The organism is Bacillus sp. ISL-55, assembly GCF_018613155.1.
Classification (GTDB): Bacteria; Bacillota; Bacilli; order Bacillales; family Cytobacillaceae; genus Mesobacillus.
The window spans coordinates 185,081-208,345 of sequence record NZ_JAGGQU010000021.1 but is presented as its reverse complement, the minus strand read 5'-3'; the positions used below and the strand labels follow the sequence as shown (position 1 = coordinate 208,345).

Below are 23,265 nucleotides of genomic sequence, written 5' to 3'. Positions count from 1 at the left end.
AAAAAATGCAAGAGTCAAGTAAATAACTAGGAAAATATAGAGATTAGTAAACATATATAGTTTATGTTGAGTTGAAATAAGTATGATTTATATATACAAAAATCCCGTTAGTACTTAACGGGATTTAAGTGGATGCTTTGTTGCTTCCTGTATTCAGTATCTTCTTGCGCTTTTCAATATTGATAAGGATCATGCGTTCTATTTCTTCAAGCTTCTCTATGTTATTCACATCTTGATTTATATATCGAATGGTTTTCTTGATTGTTTTTGGAAATGAATCAAACTGTTTTATGAATTTCACTCTCCCTTACAATTTCAGATTGTACTATAATATGGGAGTTGAAAACAGAGGGGATTTTTGTGGTATTTATTGGATATTCTTTTAAAAACTTCGTTCTAATGGCATCCGCGGGTTAAAATAAAAACATCCTAATGGAATTCTGTATAATAATGATAAGAGCGAAAAATAGAGTTAAGAGGACAGTGAGAACCCAAGTAGAGCGAATGACTGTCTTCATTTTTTGCATCAACTCCTTCACAGGTTTAATGCAAGCTTACTTTATTTGTTTTAATTGCATGTTTATCTGGTGTAAATTCTCGAGTGTTCATTGTTAAGTTTTGTAAATTGTGCTTTCAAATTAATTCCAAGATACTCTTTAGTTAAAAAACTGTTTTCATGTGTAAATCTTCGATATAATAAAATTTAGGCTTTTAATCGAAGAGACGAAGGGAAGAAGTTTCGTGAAAAAGAAGATATGCGTCGTTGGACTAGGATATATTGGTCTGCCGACTGCAGTTATGTTTGCGAATCATGGTATGTCCGTGCATGGCATGGATATTAATGTAGATATAGTAAAAGATATCGCCGGTAAAAAACTTCATATAGAAGAAAAAGGACTTCAGGAAGAACTGAATAAGGCGATCGACAGCAAAAGTCTGACTGTTTCAACTGAGCCTGTCGAATCAGACGTTTTTATAATAGCAGTGCCTTCGCCTATCAATGCTGATAAAACTGCAAATCTGGATTATGTTGCAAAAGCGACTATTTCCATTGTTCCCTATATAAGAGAAGGGAACCTCGTGATCCTCGAATCAACAGTTCCACCTAAGACAGTAGAAAATATCATGCTGCCTCTAATCGAAGAAACAGGATTGGAAATTGGAAATGAGGTGTTTGTTGCCCATTCACCAGAGAGGGTTATTCCAGGCAAGGTTCTTGAGGAATTGGTCAACAATGACAGGATTGTCGGAGGAATTAACGAACGGTCTGCCCAGCTGGCTGTTGAATTGTACCGTACCTTTGTAAAAGGGAACATTCATGTTACTGATGCTACTACTGCGGAATTAGTGAAAGTTATCGAGAATACTTATCGTGATGTTAATATTGCATTTGCGAATGAGCTTGCAAAAATAAGTGAACGGATCAATGTCAATGTTTGGGAAGCTATTGAGCTCGCTAATTATCATCCGCGTGTGAACATCCACATGCCAGGCCCTGGGGTGGGAGGACATTGTATCGCTGTTGACCCGTGGTTCCTGGTTGAACTCCAGCCGGAGCTTGCCAATCTGGTTAAGTTATCAAGGCAAACAAATGATTCCATGCCAAAATTCACTGCTGACAAAGTTAATAATGTATTTACTGAATATAATATTAATCATGGCAGAGTGGCAGTCCTTGGGTTATCATTCAAGGCAAACATTGATGATATCCGGGAGAGTCCATCATTAAAAGTAATTGAATATCTTGATGAATACGGAATTGATTATTCAATTTACGATCCACATATTCATGGGATTGTAATGAACGGACAAGCCTCAACGCTTGAAGAAGCTGTAAACAAGGCAGACATGATTCTGATACTGACAGACCATAATGAGTTTAAAGCGATTTCTCCTGAAACAGTAGAAGGCTTAATGCGTACGAAACTCGTGTTGGATACAAAGCGGTGCCTTGATGTTGGGGTTTGGAGACGCGCAGGGTTCGATGTCAGGGTATTAGGGGATTCAAAAACCGAAGGGGGAATCCCTAAAGAATAGGTGGCTTTAGTATGAAAGAAATGTTATTAGGAGTACCTGTTAGTAATTTCACCTATAGGCAGCTGATCGACCAGCTTTTCAATAGGATGGATGAGGGGAAGAAATCTTTTATAGTAGCGATTAATCCCGAAAAAATTATGAAGGCGCAGAAAGACTTTGCGCTATTAAAACTACTGAATACAGCGGACTATCAAATCCCTGATGGGGTAGGATTGATTATTGCTTCTATCTTAAAAGGCGGGAAATTAAGAAGAAGAGTGACTGGAATCGATATGATGATGACGCTATGCCAGGCTGCTGCGGATAGAAATAAAAGAGTTTTTCTTTATGGCGGGAAGCCGGGTGTTGCCGAGCAGGCAAAGGCTGGATTGGAAGAATTATATCCTGAAATTGTTATTACCGGTGTTATGGACGGTTATGTTAAAGATCAGGAATTGATAACAAAGACAATTAATGAGGCCTCTCCCGATATTGTCTTTGTCGCTCTTGGCAGCCCAACTCAGGAATATTGGATAGTCAATAATATGCATCATCTTTCAGCCAAGGTGTTCCAGGGTGTTGGCGGATCCTTCGATGTCATCTCTGGCCGGGTAAAAAGGGCACCTGCCTTCTTTCAAACTATTGGTCTTGAGTGGCTGTATCGATTAATGAAAGAGCCCAAGCGCTGGAAACGTCAGATCATTTTGCCGGTCTTCCTATACAAGGCCTTAAAGGAATAATAACCATGAAAAAGCTTAGGATTGCCGCAATTCTTTTGATTGCTTCCACATTGCTTTTAAAATTTTCAAGTATGATTCGTGACCTGGTGATTTCAGGTTACTATGGTGATTCATATATGGCAGATGCTTACTTTGCTGCCATGACAATTCCGAATGCCCTTATTCTTTTTATGCTGACTGGAATGAAGGATGCTTTTCTTCCAAGTTATTATAAATACGATCGACTTGGTAAAGGGCATAGTCATTTAACGAATGTCGTCAAAGGTACATTCTTTATTGGCCTGGTTGTTTCAATTATTGGTGTGGTTATTTCTCCAGGTCTTGTTCGCTTGCTGTACCCAGAGTTTGGGCGGTACGAACAGGGTTGGCAAATTGCCGGGTGGACCGCAGCAATCTATTTCCTTTCAATTGCCTTTGTAGGGATTAATGCCGTCTACGAAGGCTATTTTGATTCCCAGAAGAAGTTTTCTTTTTCCACCTTTTCGCAAACAGTCGTTGTTCTTACCACTATTGCCTTCGCAATTGGGTTTCAACAACAGCTGGGAATCTATTCTGTACCTCTTGGTTACCTGGTTGGCACACTGCTTTCCCTATTGATTAAGGTGTTCTATTTAAAACCTGGCAGGTTGCTTGATTGGAAACAAAGAACAGATTGGCTGGAAATAAAGAGCTTCTATATTGTTTTTTTGCCGGTAGGAATCACGATTGCTGTCGGCCAAATCAACCTCACAGTCAATATGTTGTTTGCGGCAGGGATGCAGGAAGGCGTAGTTTCCAACCTGAATTACGCATTCCGTCTCGTAAGTATCCCTCAGGCGATATTTGGGGTTACGATAGCCACGATGATTTTTCCATTCTTGGCGAAAGCAAAAGCCGAAAATGATAACCTGCTGTTTAAGCAGGGAATCGAACGTGGCTTGACCTATATGTTCCTATTTCTTTCTCCAACTGTAACAGGAATGGTCATCCTGATTGAGCCGATCGTCAGTCTTGTTTATGAGAGGGGAGCTTTTAATTCGATAGCAGCAGCTCATACAAGTGAGTATGCTGTGTTATATATGGGTTCCGTTTTTTTCTATAGTATTCAGGCAGTAATCGCAAAAGGCTTTTATGTGTTGGAAAAAGGGCATCTTATAATGAGAATCGGATTGATTTCGATTGTAATCAATGTTATTTCTAACTATTTATTATCTAATTGGTTTGGGCCTCCAGGACTTGCCTTGTCTGCTTCCATTGTTGGTTTACTATACTCTGCCATGACATTTATAACACTGTATAAAATTTCTGGTGGATTTAGGATAAGAGTGGTAGGGATAGAGTTTTTGAAAATAACAACCGCAGCAGCAGCAATGGTCATAGTTTTAACTCTTATGGGTAATCTGCTGCCTTCATCGAACTGGAGCAATCTGAAAATATTAATTGTGAACGTGCCGGTTGGAGGAATTGTTTTTGTCAGTGGATTATTTTTGTTGAGGTCACGCACATTCAGGCAGCTGCTAGAAAGAGAAAAATTGGATAGTCAATAGCTTATGAAAGCTTTCTCCAATCAGAGAAAGCTTTTTTTTATTATCCACTAGTAATAGGAGCCGATACTGACAAAAAAATTCGTTAAATGTTCAACTATTACAAAAAGTTACAGCTTCCAACAAATTGTTAACAAACTGTAATATAAAATGTATTTTTTTGCTTGTTATAATAGAAAAAGAAAGAAAAAAGGTTTAATACGTAAATTTGGGGGTACGGAATGACTAAAAAATTCTCTACATATTTGCTGCTCTTGTTTTTAGCCGTCCTGATTTTTCCTAATTCGATAGAAGCTGCTGTAAAAAAGGTGGATAGAATTTCTGGCCAAAGCAGATATGAAACAGCCGTGGCAGTTTCAAAAAAAGGTTGGGCAACGGCGCCTGCAGTTGTGATATCAGTTGGAACGAATTTTCCTGATGCATTGTCCGGCTCACCACTGGCTTATTCATTGAATGCTCCGATTCTTTTAACTGGAAAGTCTGAGCTTCCTGCTGTTACTAAGCAAGAAATAGCAAGGCTGCAAGCAAAGAAAGCCGTAATCTTAGGCGGCAGCAGCGCCATTACGGATAATGTAGTAAAAACACTGCAATCTATGGGTTTAGCCACTGAAAGAATCAGTGGTGTCAATCGTTATGATACTTCGGTAAAAATAGCAGAGAAGTTAAATACAACTTCAAAAACAGCCATCGTTGTTTTTGGAGAGAATTATCCAGACAGTTTATCCATTGCAGCCTATGCTGCTAGAAATAAGATGCCAATTATATTGACAGGAAAAAATAGCATTCCTGCAGCCACTAAAGAAATGCTGAAGAAGTTTAACAGTACTATTGTAGTTGGTGGGAATTCTGCCGTATCTGACACAGTCTATAGACAACTTCCTTCTCCTAGAAGGATTGCTGGTGCGAATCGATATGCTACATCCGCAAATATTGTAAAAACCTTAAATATACCTGCGAATCCTGCTTATGTTGCCTCTGGGGCTTCATTTGCAGATGCACTTACGGGATCAGTATTAGCTGCAAAGAATAATTCTTCTATTCTATTAGTTCAGCCAAATGCTGTGCCGCAGGAAATCATGACTCTGGCAGACCAGAGGGGCATTCAGACTTTCAATCTAGTTGGCGGTACGGGAGTATTATCTGCGAATGTCGCTAATATTCTATCCTTTGATGTAAATAGTCTAATTGCAACAGCCAAAGCTTATATTGGAGTACCATATGTATTTGGCGGCACGACTACAAGTGGTTTCGACTGCAGCGGTTATCTGAATTTTGTCTATGATAAAAACGGGGTTGATTTGCCAAGGACAACTAGTGATATCTGGAATGCTTCCAAGGTTGTCTCCCAGCCATCTCCTGGTGATATCGTATTCTATCAAACTTATAAGCCAGGTCCATCGCATGCGGGCATCTACCTTGGAAACAATCAATTCATTCATGCTGGCTCATCAAGAGGGGTAGAGATCAGTGACATGAATATTTCCTATTGGAAGAGTCGCTATCTAGGTGCTAAAAGACCATATTAATAAATGAACAAACGGCCGTGATTATCATACACGGCCGTTTTGTTTATATTTAGTAATTCTTAAATGGAATTTCTTTATGGGTAACTATCTATAAATTTCTTAATCTAGCTCCAGCGCCTAGCCCCTCGAGTCGCTTCGGTCCGCCCAATGAAGTCAAAGAACGACTTCACTGTTCAGCCCTCCAGCGCTTGTCGGGGCTGAACGAGGCGCTTGCGCTTTTTGTTTATTTATGCCATCTGCTTTCCATTTCTTCTCGAGCCATCCTAAAGTAATCCGTAACAGAATCATGGCCGATGCTATAAAATCCATCCTCTGGTTTCCAAATGCCATAAGCATTCAATGCATCTTTATAGGAGTCTTCTTCATTGTTCGGCACTTTTTGTTTTCTATCATATTCAATATTGGCATACTCCTGTATTGGAAGGTGGAAGATACCGTTCTTTATTTTGTCTTTCTCTAGCAGCTCTTGAAGGGCTTGTCCGGTTGTAGCGTGATCGTGGTGGGGATCCCTGTAGGACATTGCATGATGCTGCGCATTTGGATATTTGCTGTTCATTTCTTGCATGATTTTTGAGACATCATCCTTGGAGAACTTGCCATCTGGCAGGTTGTAAAAATAAATATCACTGGAAGAAACCCCTAGTGTTTCGACGGATAATTTGAACTCTTTCTGCCTTGCCTCACCAAATTGTTTTTTAGAAATAAGTGGAAGTCCTGAGTCGTTTAATTTATTATTTAATTTGGGGTATGCAGCACTGGCGAGACCTTCTGATAACAACACTACGACAACTTTTTTCCCTTTATTCTTATAATGGAGGATTGAGGGACCCATGCTCAATACCTCATCATCGGCATGTGGTGAGTAGAAGATGACTGTATCAAAGTTCTCCCTAGTATGAATCGCGAAACCCACTATAATCACAATAGAAAGAACCGCGACGGCTATTATCTTTTTCAATCTTATAACCTCTTTTCTAGTTTCTCGGGATATTATAGCATATAGCAGATATATAAAGAGAAGGGACAAGACTTATGGAACAAAATACTACAACTAAAGAATCACGGCGTATTCATTCGCTGGACCTTACCAGGGGGGTTATTATTGTCCTCTCAGTTTATTTAAGCAATATCCCATACGGCGGATATGAAAACCTCCGTCATGGCGCGTGGTACAACGTAACGATCCTGGATTATATTCTGCCTGCGTTCATTACTGTTTTTGGCACAGGGATGGCCATTGCTTATCATCGGGGAGTAAGTTGGCCTAAACTTATTAAACGAACCATCCGATTAATCATATATGGACTTATTTTTAATATGATCGTCCAATGGGATTTTAATTTTGAAACATTAAGATATACCGGTGTCCTGCAGCTGTATGCTGCTCTGGGGATATTGGCAGTGCTGATTTCATTGGTGGCAAAAACGTGGAAATCTTTATCGCTGATTGGGGTATTGATTTTAATACTGCATGGTTCCTACTTGCTCACGGCAAGTAATGACTGCGATCAGGGTTTACCCCAACCTGATTGCAATCCTTCTGGCATTATTGACAGTAAAGTATTCGGTACAGACCACATTTACCATCAAGGGGAAAGTGGATATGACCCAGAGGGAATCCTTACAATTATGGCCTCACTTGCGAACGTAATGTTCGGTTTTGCGGCCGGCAGCATTCTTATTAAAAGTAGGAAAATCGGGAAGAACTCTTGGAAAGCCCTCATTCTGTTAGGGATAGTTTTAATTGGAGGTTCCCATTTAGTAGATATCATACTACCTTTTAATAAGAAGATATGGACGCCATCCTTTGCTTTGCTAACTGCGGGTACTACCATATCGCTCTTGGGGATTGTTCATCTTCTGAGTGATCAAAAAAATAAAATACTTAATAATCCGCTGGTATATTTTTTGATTGCTTTTGGCCGAAATAGTTTTTTGATTTACTTCGGGAAGTTTATCTTATTTTCTCTGCTGATTCATATAAAGCTTCCTGGTCAAGACCTTACATTCTCTCAAGTATTACTAAACTGGCTAGAAGGAATGACCGTTTATCCCCAGTTAGCATATGCTGGGCTGATCTTCCTGGTGTGGACAATAATAGCGCTTATATTGCATAAAAATAAATGGTATCTAAAGGTATAAGATAATGAGAAAAAATAAAACAGACAATGAAAAAAAGAGAAAAAAAGCAGGAGTCCTTCTAGCTGGACTCCTGCTTTTAGTGGTTTTTATTATATTCGCTGGGGTTTGGAATATTGAAAAAAAGTTGGATCATCAACAGGGAATTAGATTCTATGATAATAGAGGCAAAGAAATAAACATCATAAGTAAGTCCAGCGCAACCCAGGCTCCAATTCCAAAGCAAATTTCAACTATTGTGGGTATTGATAAAGATTTAGATAATGAGTTAATTCAATCAATCTATCCTGAAAGTGAAACTTTCTCAAATATTAAGAGGTTTTTTGCGAAAGCATATTTAAATACTTTTTATAATGAAAATGATGTTGAAAGTTTGTATTTCAAGAAAATGTACATACATAATGGCCTGGTTGGGGTAGAAGCTGCAGCTGATTATTATTTTGATAAACATCTATCTGATCTTGAATTACTTGAATGGTTGTATATTTTAAGTGTTCAAGATTTCCATAAAGATCAAGGAAAGATACAAGATAATAATATTGAAATGAAAATTGCACAACTAGTGGAAATGTTGCTGAGCAAAAATTTAATAACAGAAAATGATGCTGACATAGTGATTTCCGAGTTGCCAGGCTTTCTTGATTCTTTACAGGACAATAAGAACGCATTTCTTCACTCCTACCTTGAAATAGCAGTGAATGAGGCAAAGGAACAATTGGAGATTACGGAACATCAATTGGCAATGAATAGTACAAAGCTCTATATCAATGTGGATGAAAGCATCCAGAAGGCACTTTACGAGGAATTTAGCATTCCTCAAAATTTTCCGCCTGATCAATTTGCAGAAAACAAAATAGATGGAAGCATGGTCATAATGGATCATGTGGAAGGGGCTGTAAAAGCCGTCGCAGGAAGCAGGAATCCTCTAGGAAGTATAAAAAACCGTGCTGTTATACATCGGAGGCCCGCTTCTGCATTCAAGCCGCTTGCTGTGTATGCACCCTCAATGGAACAAGGTTGGGAACTGGGTGACCTTCTTGAAGATAAGCCCCTTAGATTGGGGACATTTACACCGAAGAATTATGACTTTAAATATCGCAGTGAAGTGACAATGGAAGATGCGATTGTTATGTCACACAATGTTCCTGCAGTATGGTTACTGACAAAGGTAGGACTAAATATAGGGTTGGAGTCACTAAAGAAATTCGATTTGTTTTCATTTAATGGCCGTGAGGATTACCGGATTGCCCTTGGTTTGCACGAACGAGGAGCCACACCTTTGCAAATGGCTATTGCCTATAGCGCCTTTGCTAATGAAGGACAAGCAGTCTATGGCAGCACGATATATAAAGTGAATGATTCAAATGGGAAAGAAATAATCAAAAAAGAATCTCCGGTGAAGAAACAGATCTATTCTGAAAAGACTGCGGATGATATCAAAAGAGCTTTAACTAAGGTTGTTGAGGAAGGAACAGGCCAAAGTGCCAAAATAAATAAGGTTCAGGTATATGGCAAAACAGGAACAACAGGACATGATGGCTGGTTTGTTGGCGGAGTTGATCAATTTACAGCCGCGGTTTGGGTAGGTACCGAAAATGAAAAATCTGATGAAGAACAAGAAGTATCGGGAGGCACGTATCCAGCTTCTTTGTTTAAACGTGTGATGGAAAAGGTGATTGAATAATGAGAGAACATTTTAAGGAATTACGTTTCTGGCTTTTTGTCGGAATCTCGCTGCTTTTATTTTTTGCTTCATTTGTGAAAGGTTTATACTTTAACGAAGACTTTTATCCGATACAGTTATTGCTTTATGGAAGTTCGTTTTTCTTGGTTGTTTACTTATTTTTTAAAAAGGAATTAAAAGCTGTCTATTATCCTCTTATCTTTTTCATATTGCCGACTATACTCGTGTTTTCGTTGATTAATGCCGCTACACCTCTGGGAGCATGGCAAGCTATATTGAAGTGGACGGCATACGGATGCTTTTTTCTATTAGTCTATTATGTCACAAGGGATGCAAGATATAAGTTCCTTTTATCAAAAGTAATCCTATTTACCGGGTTTTGCATTAGTTTATACTCAATAGCTGTATATGGTGGATTACTAGAATTTACGGGAGCGATATCTTCCGGGAGACTGGGAGGAGTATATCAATATCCCAACACGTTCGGGGTTATTATGGCTGCGCTTTGGTTACTTGCTCTTTTACATATCAGCGCTAGCAGTATTACAAGGAAATTCGCTGTCCTCATATCCATCTCACTTATGCCTTTCATCCTGGGGTTATTTTTATCAGGCTCAAGGGGTGTATGGGTTCTGCTGCCTTTGATTTGGATTATTGGATTGTTTCTCTTGCGTTTACCGCAACAGCTTATGTATATAATAGCTTCTACAGTATCTGCAGGGATGTCAATACTGATATTCCTTGTTGCTTCTGAACAAGAAAGTAGTATTCTAACCTACTTGCTTCTTTCAATGGTTCTGATGATGTTTGTAATTTACTTTTTTTATCAACTATTGCAGAAGTTGATAGAAACGCCGTTTTATAAAAAAATGGAAAGCACCAAGTTTGTAAGGTTGGTCGCTCCATCCGTGTTGTTTACCTTATCTATTCTTTTTTTGCTGGACCTAAGATTCCAAGGATTAATCTATTCTGTCTTGCCATCTCAATTTACAGAAAGAATACAATTTGGATTTGATACGTTTCAAGAGCGCTTAATTATTGCGAATGATGCCATTCAGGCAAGTAAGGATTCATTGATTCAGGGATATGGTGGAAATGGCTGGTCTGTAATATATACAAACCATCAATCTCTTCCTTATCTGACGAAAAGTTTACATAATGGATACTTGGAGTGGTTGATCAGTTCAGGTGTCCCAGGGTTAATAGCCTTTATCGCAATAATCGTCTATTTTTTGTTAGTGATATGGAAAGGACTTGCAAAGAATGAAGCAAACCTAAGTGTTTTATTGCCGCTTTTACTTATTTTTCTTCATAGTTTAATTGATTTCAATCTATCATATGGTGCAGTCTGGTTTCTCGTCTTGTCATTCATTGCTCTTGGCCTTCCAGATTCACAAATTGTACAAGGTAAGAAGCAGTGGAAACTGAATGCATTTTATGTACTGGCTACACTATTAATTCTGGTCACAGCTGTGCAATCTTATCGTTTTATAAAATCAGATCAGTTATTTGACCAGGCAATCGCAGAGGAATCACTGCCACGAAAGCAGATGTTAGTGGATGAATCCTTACAATACAATAATTATGATATTGAAAAATGGAATACTCTCGGTTTACTTCTTTCAGAGGATGAGAGCGGTGCTAATAGAGAAAATGTTAGGCGAATTGCTGACAAAATTTATTCATTAGAAAAAACAAATTCACATGGCCTGTTGTTATCAATTCAATTGCTTTTCAAAAATGGTTATTTAGAAGAAGCCTTAAAATTAAGCGAGTATGCAATTGAAGCAGATCCTTTCGATAAGAACCATTTAGATCTTAATTTGAAATTATATACAGAGATTTCTTTGAAATTGATAGAACAAAAGCAATCAGCTACAGCGACTGAGGTTGCTAAGAAAGCTGGAAGGAACTATGAGAAGTTCCAGCGTGATTTTGAAAGCATAAAAAATCGCCTGCCAAACGAGGATTTTAATAGCAGAGAGTTTCAGTTGACGGATGAGTTTAAATACTATGGAAGTCTTTCTTATTTCATTGCGAAAGATTATGAGAATGCATTCAGTATATCCACTGAATTATCCAGAAGCCAACACGAAACAGTAAGAGAGAAATCGCAAGCCCTGGCTACCGTTCTAATGAGTAATTCACTAGTGAAACCTGATGATCAAAATGAAACTAAGTTAAATTCAGAGATTGAAAGTCATATTCAAGTATTTGAACAACTATTAACTTTATCTGCTGAATAGATGTAGAAAAATGTCGAAATATAAGTAATGATTCCTGGGTATAAAGTGCTATAATAGGAAAGTGTGGTTTATATGGGTATATTATCCAAAACTTAACTATCCAGGAGGAAAACGGGGAATGAAAAAAGATTTTTTTGCTTTGAAATTAATTTTAGCTGTATTGCTGGTATTTACTGCAAGTCCAGCAGTAGCGGCAGGGTCCTTAATCCAGGATCCAAACTTGGAGAGAGTGATTAAGGAATCACTAGAAATCGAAGAAATTTCTGAGGAAGATCTGCAAAGCCTTTATGATTTATGGGCAGCTGAAGAAGGTATTGCTAGTTTATCAGGTTTAGAAAAGGCAGTGAATCTACAATATATTAGTTTAGAGCACAATGAGATCACAGACTTAACACCATTAAAAGATTTAACTGATCTATATGAACTGGATTTAACAGGCAATGGTCTGTCGAATATTGATTCTTTGAAGAACTTAACCAATCTTGCTTGGCTGACTTTGGGAGAAAACAATATCAGCAATATCAACGCATTGAAAAATCTTAAAGAATTAAACGCTCTTGATTTGACTGCTAATAACATTTCAGATATTAGCGCTCTTAAAGATCTTGATGATCTGAGCTTTATAGACTTAAGTGCTAACCTCATTTCTGATGTAAGTCCATTAGATAACCTGAAAATTGAGGGTACAGGAGTCATTAATCTTTCAATGAATAAGATTTCATCTATTAATTCCTTATCCTCAATGACAGTTGGACATGCAGTATATCTTAACCTTGGACAGAACCAGCTTAAGAGCCTGGATGCCTTGAAAAACATTAACAAGCTTACGAGGCTGAATGCGGAAGAAAATCAAATCGATAGTATCGTAAACCTTAAAACCCTGACTAAGTTGGATGATGTTGACCTTAGTGGCAACAAATTGAAGTCTCTTGAAGGGTTGACAGTTTCAAACGATGTTTATGGAACATATGACTTTAGTGATAACCAGCTTACAGACATCTCAGCACTATCTCCTGTTAAATATGCTGATATCAATTTAACAGGTAATCTGATTACTGACCTTACACCATTGAAAAATATGCAGGGCGGCTCTCTGTTCATTATGCAAAACCCATTAACTTCAGAATCAGAAAAAATTATTAAAGATTTAAAAGCACGTGGAGTAATTGTTGAATATGATGCAATCGTCCAAAGAGAAGTAGAACGAGTATCAGGTGTTAACCGATATTCAACAGCTACTGAGATATCCCAGGAAGGTTGGCAAACTGCCGAGACAGTTGTAATCGCCCGCGGAGATGATTTCCCTGATGCGCTTGCAGGTGCTTCTCTAGCATATAAGTTGAACGCTCCAATCCTCCTTACTGGAAAAGATAGTCTTCCTCAAGAAACAATTGCTGAATTGACAAGACTCAAAGCAAAAAAAGTTGTTATTCTTGGTGGCACGGGTGCTGTTTCTGCAAAAGTTGAAAACGCCCTAAAAGGCATGAATCTGGGCATTGAAAGAATTGCAGGTAAGAACAGGTTTGAAACAGCTAAATTGATCGCTGCTAAACTTGGTGGAAACCCGGATACAGCAATTGTTGCTTATGGCCAGGATTTCCCTGATGCACTTGCCGTAGCTTCATATGCAGCTACTAATGGTTATCCAATTCTATTAGTCAATAAAAATAGCACTCCAGCTGAAACAAAGGCGATGTTAACAGGAATCAAGAAGACAATCGTTGTTGGTGGAGAAGGCGTAATCAGTGCTGATGTGTTCAATGAATTGCCAAATGCAGAGCGTATTGGCGGTAAAAATCGCTTCGAAACTGCTGCGAATTTAATTAACACTTTAGGATTAGCAACGGATAAAGTATTCGTCGCAAACGGCAGAGGTTTTGCAGATGCATTGACAGGGTCTGTCCTTGCAGCAAAACAAAATGCTCCATTATTGCTTGTAGAAAAGGATAAAATTCCGGCTGAAACTTTAAAGGTACTAGTGAATAATGGTGTCAAGGATGTAATGATCCTCGGCGGAAAATCAGCTGTAACAGAAGATATTTCTAAATATATTCAAAACTAATGAACCAGGCAGCCAGTACATTGTACTGGCTGCTTTTCTGTCATAAAATGTCGAAATAATAATAGATTAATATTTTACAATATTTGCTATAATCTTCTTGTATTTACTATATTTCCTGATAATACGTTAGGAGAAGGAGAGAGTATGAAGAAAAGAACGAAGTTAAAAAACGCTGTCATACCAATTGCTGCATCATTACTATTGGTTAGTGCCCCATTGCAATCTTTGGCCCAGTCAGGGGTGAGCTATCAGGAGAAAGCTGAAATGAGCCTGAGAGATTTACTCCAAAGACAAGCACCTCAGGATCAAGCCAAATCTGATTTTATGAATGTAAAGCAAGGGGAGAAGAATTACCAGGACAATACGTATATTGTTCAATACTCATCTCCTTTATCATTAAAGGAACATCAAGCAGCTGGTGTAACGGTAAAGAAACAACTACCGAAACTTGGATATGATGTCATCTCTTTACCTTCAAAGTCTAAACTTGAGTCAGTTATTCAGACATACAAGAAGAACTCAAAAGTTATATCGATAAAACAAAGTGTAGCTTATCAGAAGCTCGGATCAACCGATCCTAAGCTCGATAAGATGTATCATTTTTCTCAGCTTGAAATAGAGAAAGCTCAGCAAAAAGCGGGGGATAGAGAGGTGAAAGTAGCCGTCATAGATGGAGGGATTGATAGAAGTCATCCAGATTTGAAGGATAATATACTATCATCTACAAATATTATTGATCCAATGAGGAAGCCTGTAGCAGATATGCACGGTACACATGTTGCAGGGATCATCGCTGCCCAAAAAGGCAATGAAGTAGGCGGAATGGGCGTAAGTCCTAACGCGAAAATCATTGGAATTGATGTTTTTAATGGCACGCCTTTCACCTCGGACTATTCAATTGCCGAGGGAATCCTCCATGCTATTGATAGTGGAGCAGAAATTATCAATATGAGTCTTGGCAGTCCGATGTCTTCAACTATATTGGAAGAGGCTGTTAATCTAGCTGTTGAGGCGGGAATAACCGTTGTTGCAGCAGCCGGCAACAGTGGCGTAAATGAAAAATCATATCCAGCATCTTATCGCGGTGTCATAAGTGTTGGTGCAACGGATAAAAAAGAAAAAATCACTGAGTTCTCCACATATGGTCCTTCAGTAGACCTGGTAGCCCCTGGCGACCGTATTTATAGCACAGGATTCAATGGAAAGTCTACTTTTACTGAATTAAGTGGAACATCCATGGCGTCGCCTGTAGTAGCAGGAACAGCTGCGTTATTGAAGTCAGCGGATGAATCGCTTACGCCTTTTCAAGTAGAACAAATCCTCGAAAGATCTGCTAAAGATTTGGGTAACCAAGGTTATGACTTAACGTATGGAAGTGGCTTGGTAAATCCGGTGGCGGCATTAAACTTTGATCATGATAAACTACCTGAAGAAACAGGTTTATCAGATGAAGATATTTTGGATACTGCGATAACAATCGATCAAAATTCGAACAGCCAAGTTAAGGGGACGATTAATAAGCCTGGAAAAACAATTTGGTATAAGACTGATGTGGACCTTGAAGAATTCCTTCAACTTAACTTGAAAGGCAACCCTCTGTTTGATTTTGGAATGGAACTGGCCTTCTTGCCGGAGGGAGAAGACGAGTTATTTTTCATTGATTCAATCAATGATGTTGCGGAAGGAAAAGAAGAGGGATATTTATTCGAGAGTTTTGAAAAAGGTTCAATATTAATCGGCGTGTATGATACAAACGGAACTGGCAGTGAAAATGCGGTTTATACACTATCAGTCGAGAAAAGCACGGAACTTGATAATGAACTGAATGATTCTGAGAATCCTGTACAAGTAACTGGCCTTCCGTATGAGTCTGAAGGGCACTACCTAAATGGAGAAGAAGGGGATCAAGACTTTTTCAAATTCTCTGTAGAAGAACCACAGGTCATTAGAGTAAAAACAAGTGCTTTGGCTGGAGTGGACACAGGGATTTCAATATTGATGGGTGATGCTGAAACCGGAGAAGAATACGAAATCACCTACGGGAACAGTCATTTTATTTCAGAAGGAGAAACTGTGGTTTTTGAGGCAATTCCCGGTTTTCAATACACTGCAATTGTCACAAATACTCCTGATTATTATGAGGAATTCTTTGAAATGGACTTTCATATGGCTAGAGGATCAATCTCTCCATACAAATTGACCATAGAAGGAAAAGTCCTTCCGGAAGACCTCGATGGGTTCCCTAACTGGGAAGAACCAGAAGTAGATCTAATTGAAGAAAATATTACTCTGGAAACTTATGCAAAGCAAAAAATGACAAAAAAAGAAGAAGAGCCTTCTGAAGAACTACCTGAATTCGAAGAGGAAATCGACTTCATCAGCGAGTTTGCAACTCCATATCAAATTGGGGAAAAGGTTTCAGAATACATTCAATTCGGAGATGATATAGACTTATATAAATTTGTTCCTGAAGAAAGCGGAATCTATCAAATTGGCCTTGCATCCGAGGATGGTGTAAAGCCGATCATGGAACTGATGCAATACGATGAAAACTATGGCTGGATGTCGGTCCAAGCCAACTTAGGAATGGATATCGAAGGTTATATTCAGGCTGGATTACATCAGGGTGAAACCTACGCTCTTGCAATTTTCAACTGGGATTATGCTCCAACCTTTGAACCATACGAATTGACATCAAGCCGATTAGCAAAAATCGAGGATGTAAATGAACCAAACGATTCAGAAGCAGAGGCAACAATGTATACCGGTGAAACGATTGAGGGGAATCTAGCTTTCTCTAGTGACCTTGACATGTATTATGTGGAAAGCGGAGAAGAGGGTATTTTTGGCTTTACAGTCAAACCTGACGGAATCAAAGGTACTCCTCCTGCAGAATACAAAGAGTCGCCAATCGACCCAATGGTATTCATTGTAGAAGATGCCAACGCAAACGGAATTATTGATCCAGAAGAATACGAAAGTGTTATTGCCCTGGATACAGGCTGGGATAATGAAATTGAGACCGGGTCGTTCAAGAGGAAGGAAAGTTCAGGCTATTTCCTTGTTGTTGCCAATTATGCATGGCATGCAAACAGAGTTCCTCTTTCCAGTTATGTAATAGCACTATCCGAGGCGAATCCGAATGATGAAGATGCGGATTCAGACGTGGAGAATAATGTACCATCAAAACCATTAACACTTTCAGAGGGCGGCCAAGCAAACTGGAAGGCAGAAGGCTTCATGAATTATAAAGAACAGACAGGGGATATCGATTGGTATATTCTGAATAACTTAAAGAATACTACCGCGGATATCCACTTGGAAGTGCCTATTGATATGGATGGTGAGTTATCTGTATATGATAAGAAGGGAAATCTTCTTGCCAGCGGGGACTATTACGGCAGGGGAGATGGAGAGTTCAAATCAATTCAATTAACTGAATCAGGACCAGTATACATTGCCGTATCAAGTTCTGATGATAACCCGAGTATTGAACCGTATGAATTGATTGTGAACCTGGATACAAAGCCGTCAAAGAATACTGTTGAACGAATTTCAGGACCTACAAGGTTTGATACTTCCCTGGCATTTGCCAAACGCTTGCCGGACCATACATTGGACCATGTAATTATTGCTTCAGGCAATAACTATCCTGATGCTTTGTCAGGAGGTGTGTTAAATAAGGTTGTTAATGGGACAACCATTTTAGTCAGTGATAATAATACTGTACTTGAAAAAGCCCTCGAAGAGACTAAGCGCCTACTTAAACCAGGTGGGAAAGTCGTCATTCTTGGAGGGAAAAAAGCAGTATCAGACAAAATAGAACAACAGTTTAAAAAGGAATTTACCGTTAGCAGAATTGCGGGAGCAAATCGCACTGCTACATCGGTTGAAATTGCCAAAAAGGCTTCCAAAGCTCCAGAAGAAGTCATTGTTGCTTCCGGTTTGGACTTTGCGGATGTTCTTAGCGTAGTTCCATATGCTACACAGAAAACGATTCCAGTCCTGCTGAATAGTTCGAAAAGTGGGTTGAATCAAGAAATTGCTGATTATATCAAGCAAAATAATATTAAAAAAGTCACTGTTATTGGCGGAAAAAAGGCAATTACAGAAGAAGCGATGAAGAAGATTACCTCATTGGGCGTTAAAGATTTAACACGAGTATCAGGCAGCAATCGCTATCTGACTTCTGTCGAGGTGGCAAAGAAGTTTTATCCGCAAGTTGAAATTGCTAGTTTAGCAAACGGAGAAAACTTCCCGGATGGATTGAGCGGAAGCCACTTTGCTTCAATCATGGAAATGCCTATTCTGCTTGTGAAGACAGATCAAATGGCTGATGAAACAAAGCGGTATATCCAAACAACAGGTATTGATAGCTTCTATATATATGGGGGAACAAAAGCTGTAAGTGAGAATCTATTGAGTAAGTAATTAATGTATGAACCCTTCCGAATAGGAAGGGTTTTTTTAAAAGTTGATTCTTTTAACCTACACATCTGGTAAAAAATACGAAAAAAGGTGTAAATTAGTTTGACTACCAAAAGGACTATCATATAAAATAAAATAGTATATTTAAAAAGTTTAAAAAAATCTAATAACTAAGGAGGTGGATCAATTTTAAGGGGACATACATAGAAAATGATCCTATTAAACTTAAAACTATTAAATGGAGGAATGATGAGTGAGTCGTAAGAATAACAAGAAAAAAGTAGTTTCCTACGCATTAGCTTCAGCACTAGTGCTTTCTAACTTTGGATTTAGTGTATCAGCAGCTGACTATACCAAAAAGGACTTTGATTACAAGCTAAAGCAAATCCAGGACTATAAGCAAAAAGAATTAAAAAAGCTGGACAAAAAAGATCGTGATAAAGCAGATTTCAAAGCTACAGATAAAGTGCGAGTCATTGTAGAAGTAGAAGGACAAACTCCTGTAGAATATGCGACAAAGCAGGGTAAATTATACAAAGAATTATCTGAAGATACTAAATTATCAATTACAAACAAGCTTGAAAAACAGCAAAAGAACGTCAAGGATAAGTTGAAGTCCAAAGGCGTGAACATGAACTACAAACATACCTTCTCAACGGCTTTCAACGGTTTCAGCGGAGAAGTACAGTTTAGCGATATCTCTAAGATTGAGGCTGTTGCTGGAGTTAAGAATGTCTATTTGGCAAACGAATATAACAGGCCAGAAACACCTGATATGACAACGAGCCACTCTTTCATCCAATCTGCTCAAACATGGGCTGATGCAAAACTTAAGGGTGAAGGTATGGTTGTTTCAGTCATTGACTCAGGCGTTGATCCGTCACATAAAGATTTTGTAGTTACTGATAAGTCAAAAGCGGAACTTGATTCTGCTGAAGTAAGTGAACTGGCTGAAGAGTTTTCATTGAAGGGAAAATTCTATACAGACAAGGTCCCTTATGGTTATAACTATTACGACCAAAACGAAACAATTCTTGATATTGGACCAGATGCTTCAATGCATGGTATGCACGTTGCTGGGACAGTAGCAGCAAATGGTGATGAAACTAACGGTGGTATTAAAGGTGTTGCGCCGGAAGCTCAAGTATTGGGCATGAAGGTATTCAGTAATGACCCTAATTATCCATCTACTTGGTCTGATATTTATCTGGCAGCAATCGATGATTCTATTAAACTAGGCGCTGATGTGCTCAACATGAGCTTAGGCTCAACAGCATCTTTCTATGATGAAGAAAGTGCAGAAGACCTTGCGATTACGAGAGCGGTTGAAAATGGAATCGTTGCTTCTGTATCTGCGGGTAACTCTGGGCATATCTCAAGAGGGTTGAAGAATCCTTATGCTAAAAACCCGGATATCGGTTTAGTTGGTGCTCCAGGCTTAAACGCTGACACAATCCAAGTAGCTGCATCCGGCAATGTTGCATATCTATATGAGCACAATATCACTGTTGAAGGTGTCGAAGGATTTTCTGGTGTAGGATATGGCGTAGATGATTGGACTACATTGGAACAACCTATAGAGTTAGTTAGCCTTGGAGGTAAGCTCGGAAAACCAGAAGATTATGCTGGAGTAGATGTTTCTGGTAAAGTTGTCGTCATGCCGCGTGGAGAATTGACATTTGTCGACAAAACTAAGAATGCCGCAGCTGCAGGAGCAGCAGGTATTATCGTTTATAACAGCACACTTACAAGCTTTTATAAAGACCAGGGTGGCTGGCAGATTCCTTTCATGAAGATCACCCGTGCAGATGGACTTGCTCTTGAAGAGGCTATTGCAGAAGGTCATACTACTTTAAACTTCAGCCAAGCTAATAAAGCAGAAAGTCCAGAAATGGGTAAAATGACAGAATTCACTTCTTGGGGAACAACACCAAGTCTTGATTTAAAGCCAGAAATAACTGCACCTGGCGGCAAAATTGTATCTACCCTGAATGACGACCAATATGGTGAAATGAGCGGTACGTCTATGGCAGCTCCACATGTAGCTGGTGGCTCCGCGCTGGTTCAGCAATACCTTCAGGAAGACGATCGTTTCGCTGAACTGACAGCTGGAGAGCGTACGCGTCTAGCTAAAGCATTATTGATGAATACAGCTGAAATCATTGAGGATCAATATGGACAGCCTTTCTCGCCTAGAAGACAAGGTGCAGGTATGATGCAGACATTTAGTGCTGTAGACACACCAGTTTACATGGTTGATAGTCAGTCAGGAGAAGCGAAAGTTGAACTGAAAGATTTCACTTCAAAGAGCTTTGAAATGAAATTGACGGCGAATAATATTTCTGACGAAGATGTTACCTATAAAGTGGATGCGGATGTTTTGACAGACATGGTTGCTCAAGTGCAAAACAGTGCTGACCTTAATACGCTTATCGCAGGGGATATGGAGGGAGCTGTTGTAGAAGCACCTGAGACTATTACCGTGCCTGCAGGAGAGTCAAAAGACTTTACTGTAAAAGTGGATCTGACTAATGCTAAGATCCCTGGTTTTGATAAAGACGGAAATGCAGTAACTCATGATTTAAAACAAGATATTTTTGTTGAAGGATTCGTCACTTTAACAGATGAAGAGAATCTTGAAGCGACTCTTTCTGTTCCATATGTAGGTTTCTATGGTGAATGGGATCGTCCGGATATCGTAGACGGCTTTACTGAATTGGGAGAGGACCGATTCTATAAGCTGGGTACTGGCTGGAATGAAATGTTATATGGTGAAGGTGAATTCGTAGCACCTGTACCAGAAAAAGGATTCTATCCTGTATCTCCAAACGGTGATGGATGGAATGATGATATCTACCCACTTCCATCATTCCTGAGGAATGCAGATGAAGCTCAATTTAACATCCTGGATAAGGATGGGAAATTCTTGCGCAGAGTATTACTAGAACATGATGTGCGTAAGAATTACTTCAATGCTGGTAATGGGAATGGCACTTACTCCTTTAATCCTGCTCGTGCATGGGATGGAAAAGTGAAATCTCAACCTGTTCCTGATGGTTTATATCAATACGAGATTAAGACTGTTGTAGACTATGAAGGTGCTGAGTGGCAATCTAAAAAGATTCCAGTCTACGTAGATAATACAGCACCAGAAGTAAAGGCAGTATTCCACAAGGAAACATCTACAGTAACATGGGAAACTGTCGAGAATGGTACAGGTGTAGATGATTTTTATGTATTCGTTAATGGAGAATTAGCTCAGGTTGCCGAGGCTGATGTTACTTCTGTCCAGCTTTCAGATCTTCCTGAAAAGGCTCTTGTTGAGGTAGCCGCTGTTGACTATGCTTCAAATGTTGGTTTTGATGAGGCAGCTCTAGGGGATACAGAAAATCCTTTAATCTACCTGGATCTTTCTGGTCCAGAACCTTTCGGAGTATATAACTCTTTCACGGTTCCAGTCACTGGTTATGTAACGGATGACTTAAGCTTAAATAAGTTGACTGTAAATGGTGAAGAAGTACCATTCACGTTAAATGCTGAAAATGGCAGATACTACTTCACTGCTGAAACAGAGTTCACAAAAGACGGCTACTATGATGTGATCGTCACTGCGGAAGATCACTCTGGAAAAGAGTTCTCGATCTCCCGGAAGGTGTTCATTGATACTACTGGACCAGTGGTTGATGTGACAGCTCCGAAATTTGTAGACAATGCAGTCGAAGAAGTGAAGGTAACGCTTAACCTGAAAGATAATTTCAATTACCTATCATTATATGTTGGGGACAATCATGAGTTTGAACAGCCATTTACAAGTCCTGTTGAAATCATGAAACCAGCTGATAAGACAGTTGAATTAACCCTGCCTGTTGAACTAGGACAAAACAACTACCAGTTCAAATTGGTTGACTTAGGTGGAAATGAAACAATCCACAACTATACTGTTTACCGCAATGAAGATGAAAGCAGAGTAAACCGTGTTTCTGGTGCAAACAGATACGTTACTGCTGCTGAAATCAGTAAAAAAGGCTGGGAATCAGCAGAAACTGTTGTCCTAGCACGTGGCGATGACTATGCCGATGCTTTGGCTGGTGTTCCATTGGCTAAAAAGCATAACGCTCCACTTTTACTGACAGCTACTGGATCACTTCCAGCTGAAACTGTTGCTGAGCTCGAGCGTTTAGGAACTAAGAATGTTGTCATTCTTGGTGGAGAGAAAGCAATCAGTGCTGCTGTTGTTGAAGCATTGACTGAAAAAGGTTACTCCGTAGAGAGACTGTCTGGTAAGAACCGTTATGCTACTGCAGCGGCTGTCGCTTCAGCGGTTGCTCCTGGAACAGTTAATGAAGTTGTAGTTGCAAATGGTGCGAACTTCCCAGATGCGTTGTCCGTTGCATCTTATGCTGCGGCAAAAGGTATGCCAATCTTATTGACTGGCGCGGATGAGCTGAATGAAGATACTAAGAAAGCGATTCGCAATCTTGGTGTAAAGAAAACAATCGTAGTTGGAGGTAAGGCAGTAGTATCTGATTCTGTAGCAATCACATTGCCTAACCCTTACCGCGTAAGTGGTAAGAACCGCTATGAAACTGCTGTTGCAGCTGCTGAGCACTTTGCTCCAGGAAGTGACCACTATTATGTAGCCACAGGAACTAATTATGCGGACGCCCTTGCAGGTGCTGCATTGGCTGCACAAGAAGGTACTGGTATCTTGTTGGTAGGAGAAACACTTGGAACAAGTGTTGAAACGTATATCAAGGATCAACAAGTAGAGAAAGTTACTATTCTTGGTGGTAAGGCTTCGGTGAATGAAGCAGTCGAAAAAGCAGTAAAAAAATTATTTGAGTAAAATTCTCTAGCTTATATTTGAGAAAATCTACTCTGTTAAGTGAAGAGAAAAAGAG

11 protein-coding genes are annotated in these 23,265 nt (G+C 39.3%); 10 read left to right on the top strand and 1 reads right to left on the bottom strand.

All coding sequences use genetic code 11. From position 1 onward, the window contains the following. The first annotated feature begins 741 nt into the window (after positions 1-741). From J7E32_RS11895 to J7E32_RS11880, 4 genes are all read left to right on the top strand, one after another. The gene (locus J7E32_RS11895) at positions 742-2,037 is read left to right on the top strand and encodes a nucleotide sugar dehydrogenase (RefSeq protein WP_214907501.1); all 1,296 of its coding nucleotides are present in this window, start codon (positions 742-744) and stop codon (positions 2,035-2,037) included. 11 nt (positions 2,038-2,048) lie between these two features. After that, positions 2,049-2,756, top strand: a complete 708-nt coding sequence (locus tag J7E32_RS11890; RefSeq protein WP_214907499.1) for a WecB/TagA/CpsF family glycosyltransferase — start codon at positions 2,049-2,051, stop codon at positions 2,754-2,756. Between the two features lie 5 nt (positions 2,757-2,761). Further along, entirely contained in the window at positions 2,762-4,282 is a 1,521-nt protein-coding gene (gene murJ / locus J7E32_RS11885; protein WP_214907497.1) for a murein biosynthesis integral membrane protein MurJ, read from the top strand. Positions 4,283-4,500: 218 nt separating this feature from the next. Beyond that, entirely contained in the window at positions 4,501-5,805 is a 1,305-nt protein-coding gene (locus J7E32_RS11880) for a cell wall-binding repeat-containing protein (protein ID WP_214907493.1), read from the top strand. A gap of 223 nt (positions 5,806-6,028) precedes the next feature. On the opposite strand, the gene J7E32_RS11875 is transcribed toward J7E32_RS11880, so the two are convergent. After that, positions 6,029-6,763 (bottom strand): PIG-L family deacetylase, encoded by a 735-nt coding sequence (locus J7E32_RS11875; RefSeq protein WP_214907491.1) that lies wholly within the window; start codon positions 6,761-6,763, stop codon positions 6,029-6,031. Between the two features lie 74 nt (positions 6,764-6,837). Here J7E32_RS11875 and J7E32_RS11870 point away from each other — a divergent pair, with 74 nt between their 5' ends. From J7E32_RS11870 to J7E32_RS11845, 6 genes are all read left to right on the top strand, one after another. Then, positions 6,838-7,947, top strand: coding sequence for a heparan-alpha-glucosaminide N-acetyltransferase domain-containing protein (locus J7E32_RS11870; RefSeq protein ID WP_214907489.1), 1,110 nt, complete (start codon positions 6,838-6,840; stop codon positions 7,945-7,947). A 4-nt stretch (positions 7,948-7,951) separates the two neighbouring features. Then, the gene (locus J7E32_RS11865; protein WP_214907487.1) at positions 7,952-9,628 is read left to right on the top strand and encodes a transglycosylase domain-containing protein; all 1,677 of its coding nucleotides are present in this window, start codon (positions 7,952-7,954) and stop codon (positions 9,626-9,628) included. Continuing rightward, complete coding sequence (locus J7E32_RS11860) at positions 9,628-11,874, top strand: O-antigen ligase family protein (RefSeq protein WP_214907485.1); 2,247 nt, start codon at positions 9,628-9,630, stop codon at positions 11,872-11,874. The genes J7E32_RS11865 and J7E32_RS11860 overlap by 1 nt, the downstream gene beginning before the upstream one ends. A 118-nt stretch (positions 11,875-11,992) precedes the next feature. Continuing rightward, positions 11,993-13,936, top strand: a complete 1,944-nt coding sequence (locus J7E32_RS11855; RefSeq protein ID WP_214907483.1) for a cell wall-binding repeat-containing protein — start codon at positions 11,993-11,995, stop codon at positions 13,934-13,936. A 144-nt stretch (positions 13,937-14,080) separates the two neighbouring features. Beyond that, positions 14,081-18,367, top strand: a complete 4,287-nt coding sequence (locus J7E32_RS11850) for a S8 family serine peptidase (RefSeq protein WP_214907481.1) — start codon at positions 14,081-14,083, stop codon at positions 18,365-18,367. Between the two features lie 250 nt (positions 18,368-18,617). Then, positions 18,618-23,210 (top strand): cell wall-binding repeat-containing protein, encoded by a 4,593-nt coding sequence (locus tag J7E32_RS11845; RefSeq protein WP_214907478.1) that lies wholly within the window; start codon positions 18,618-18,620, stop codon positions 23,208-23,210. The last annotated feature ends 55 nt before the right edge of the window (positions 23,211-23,265 follow it).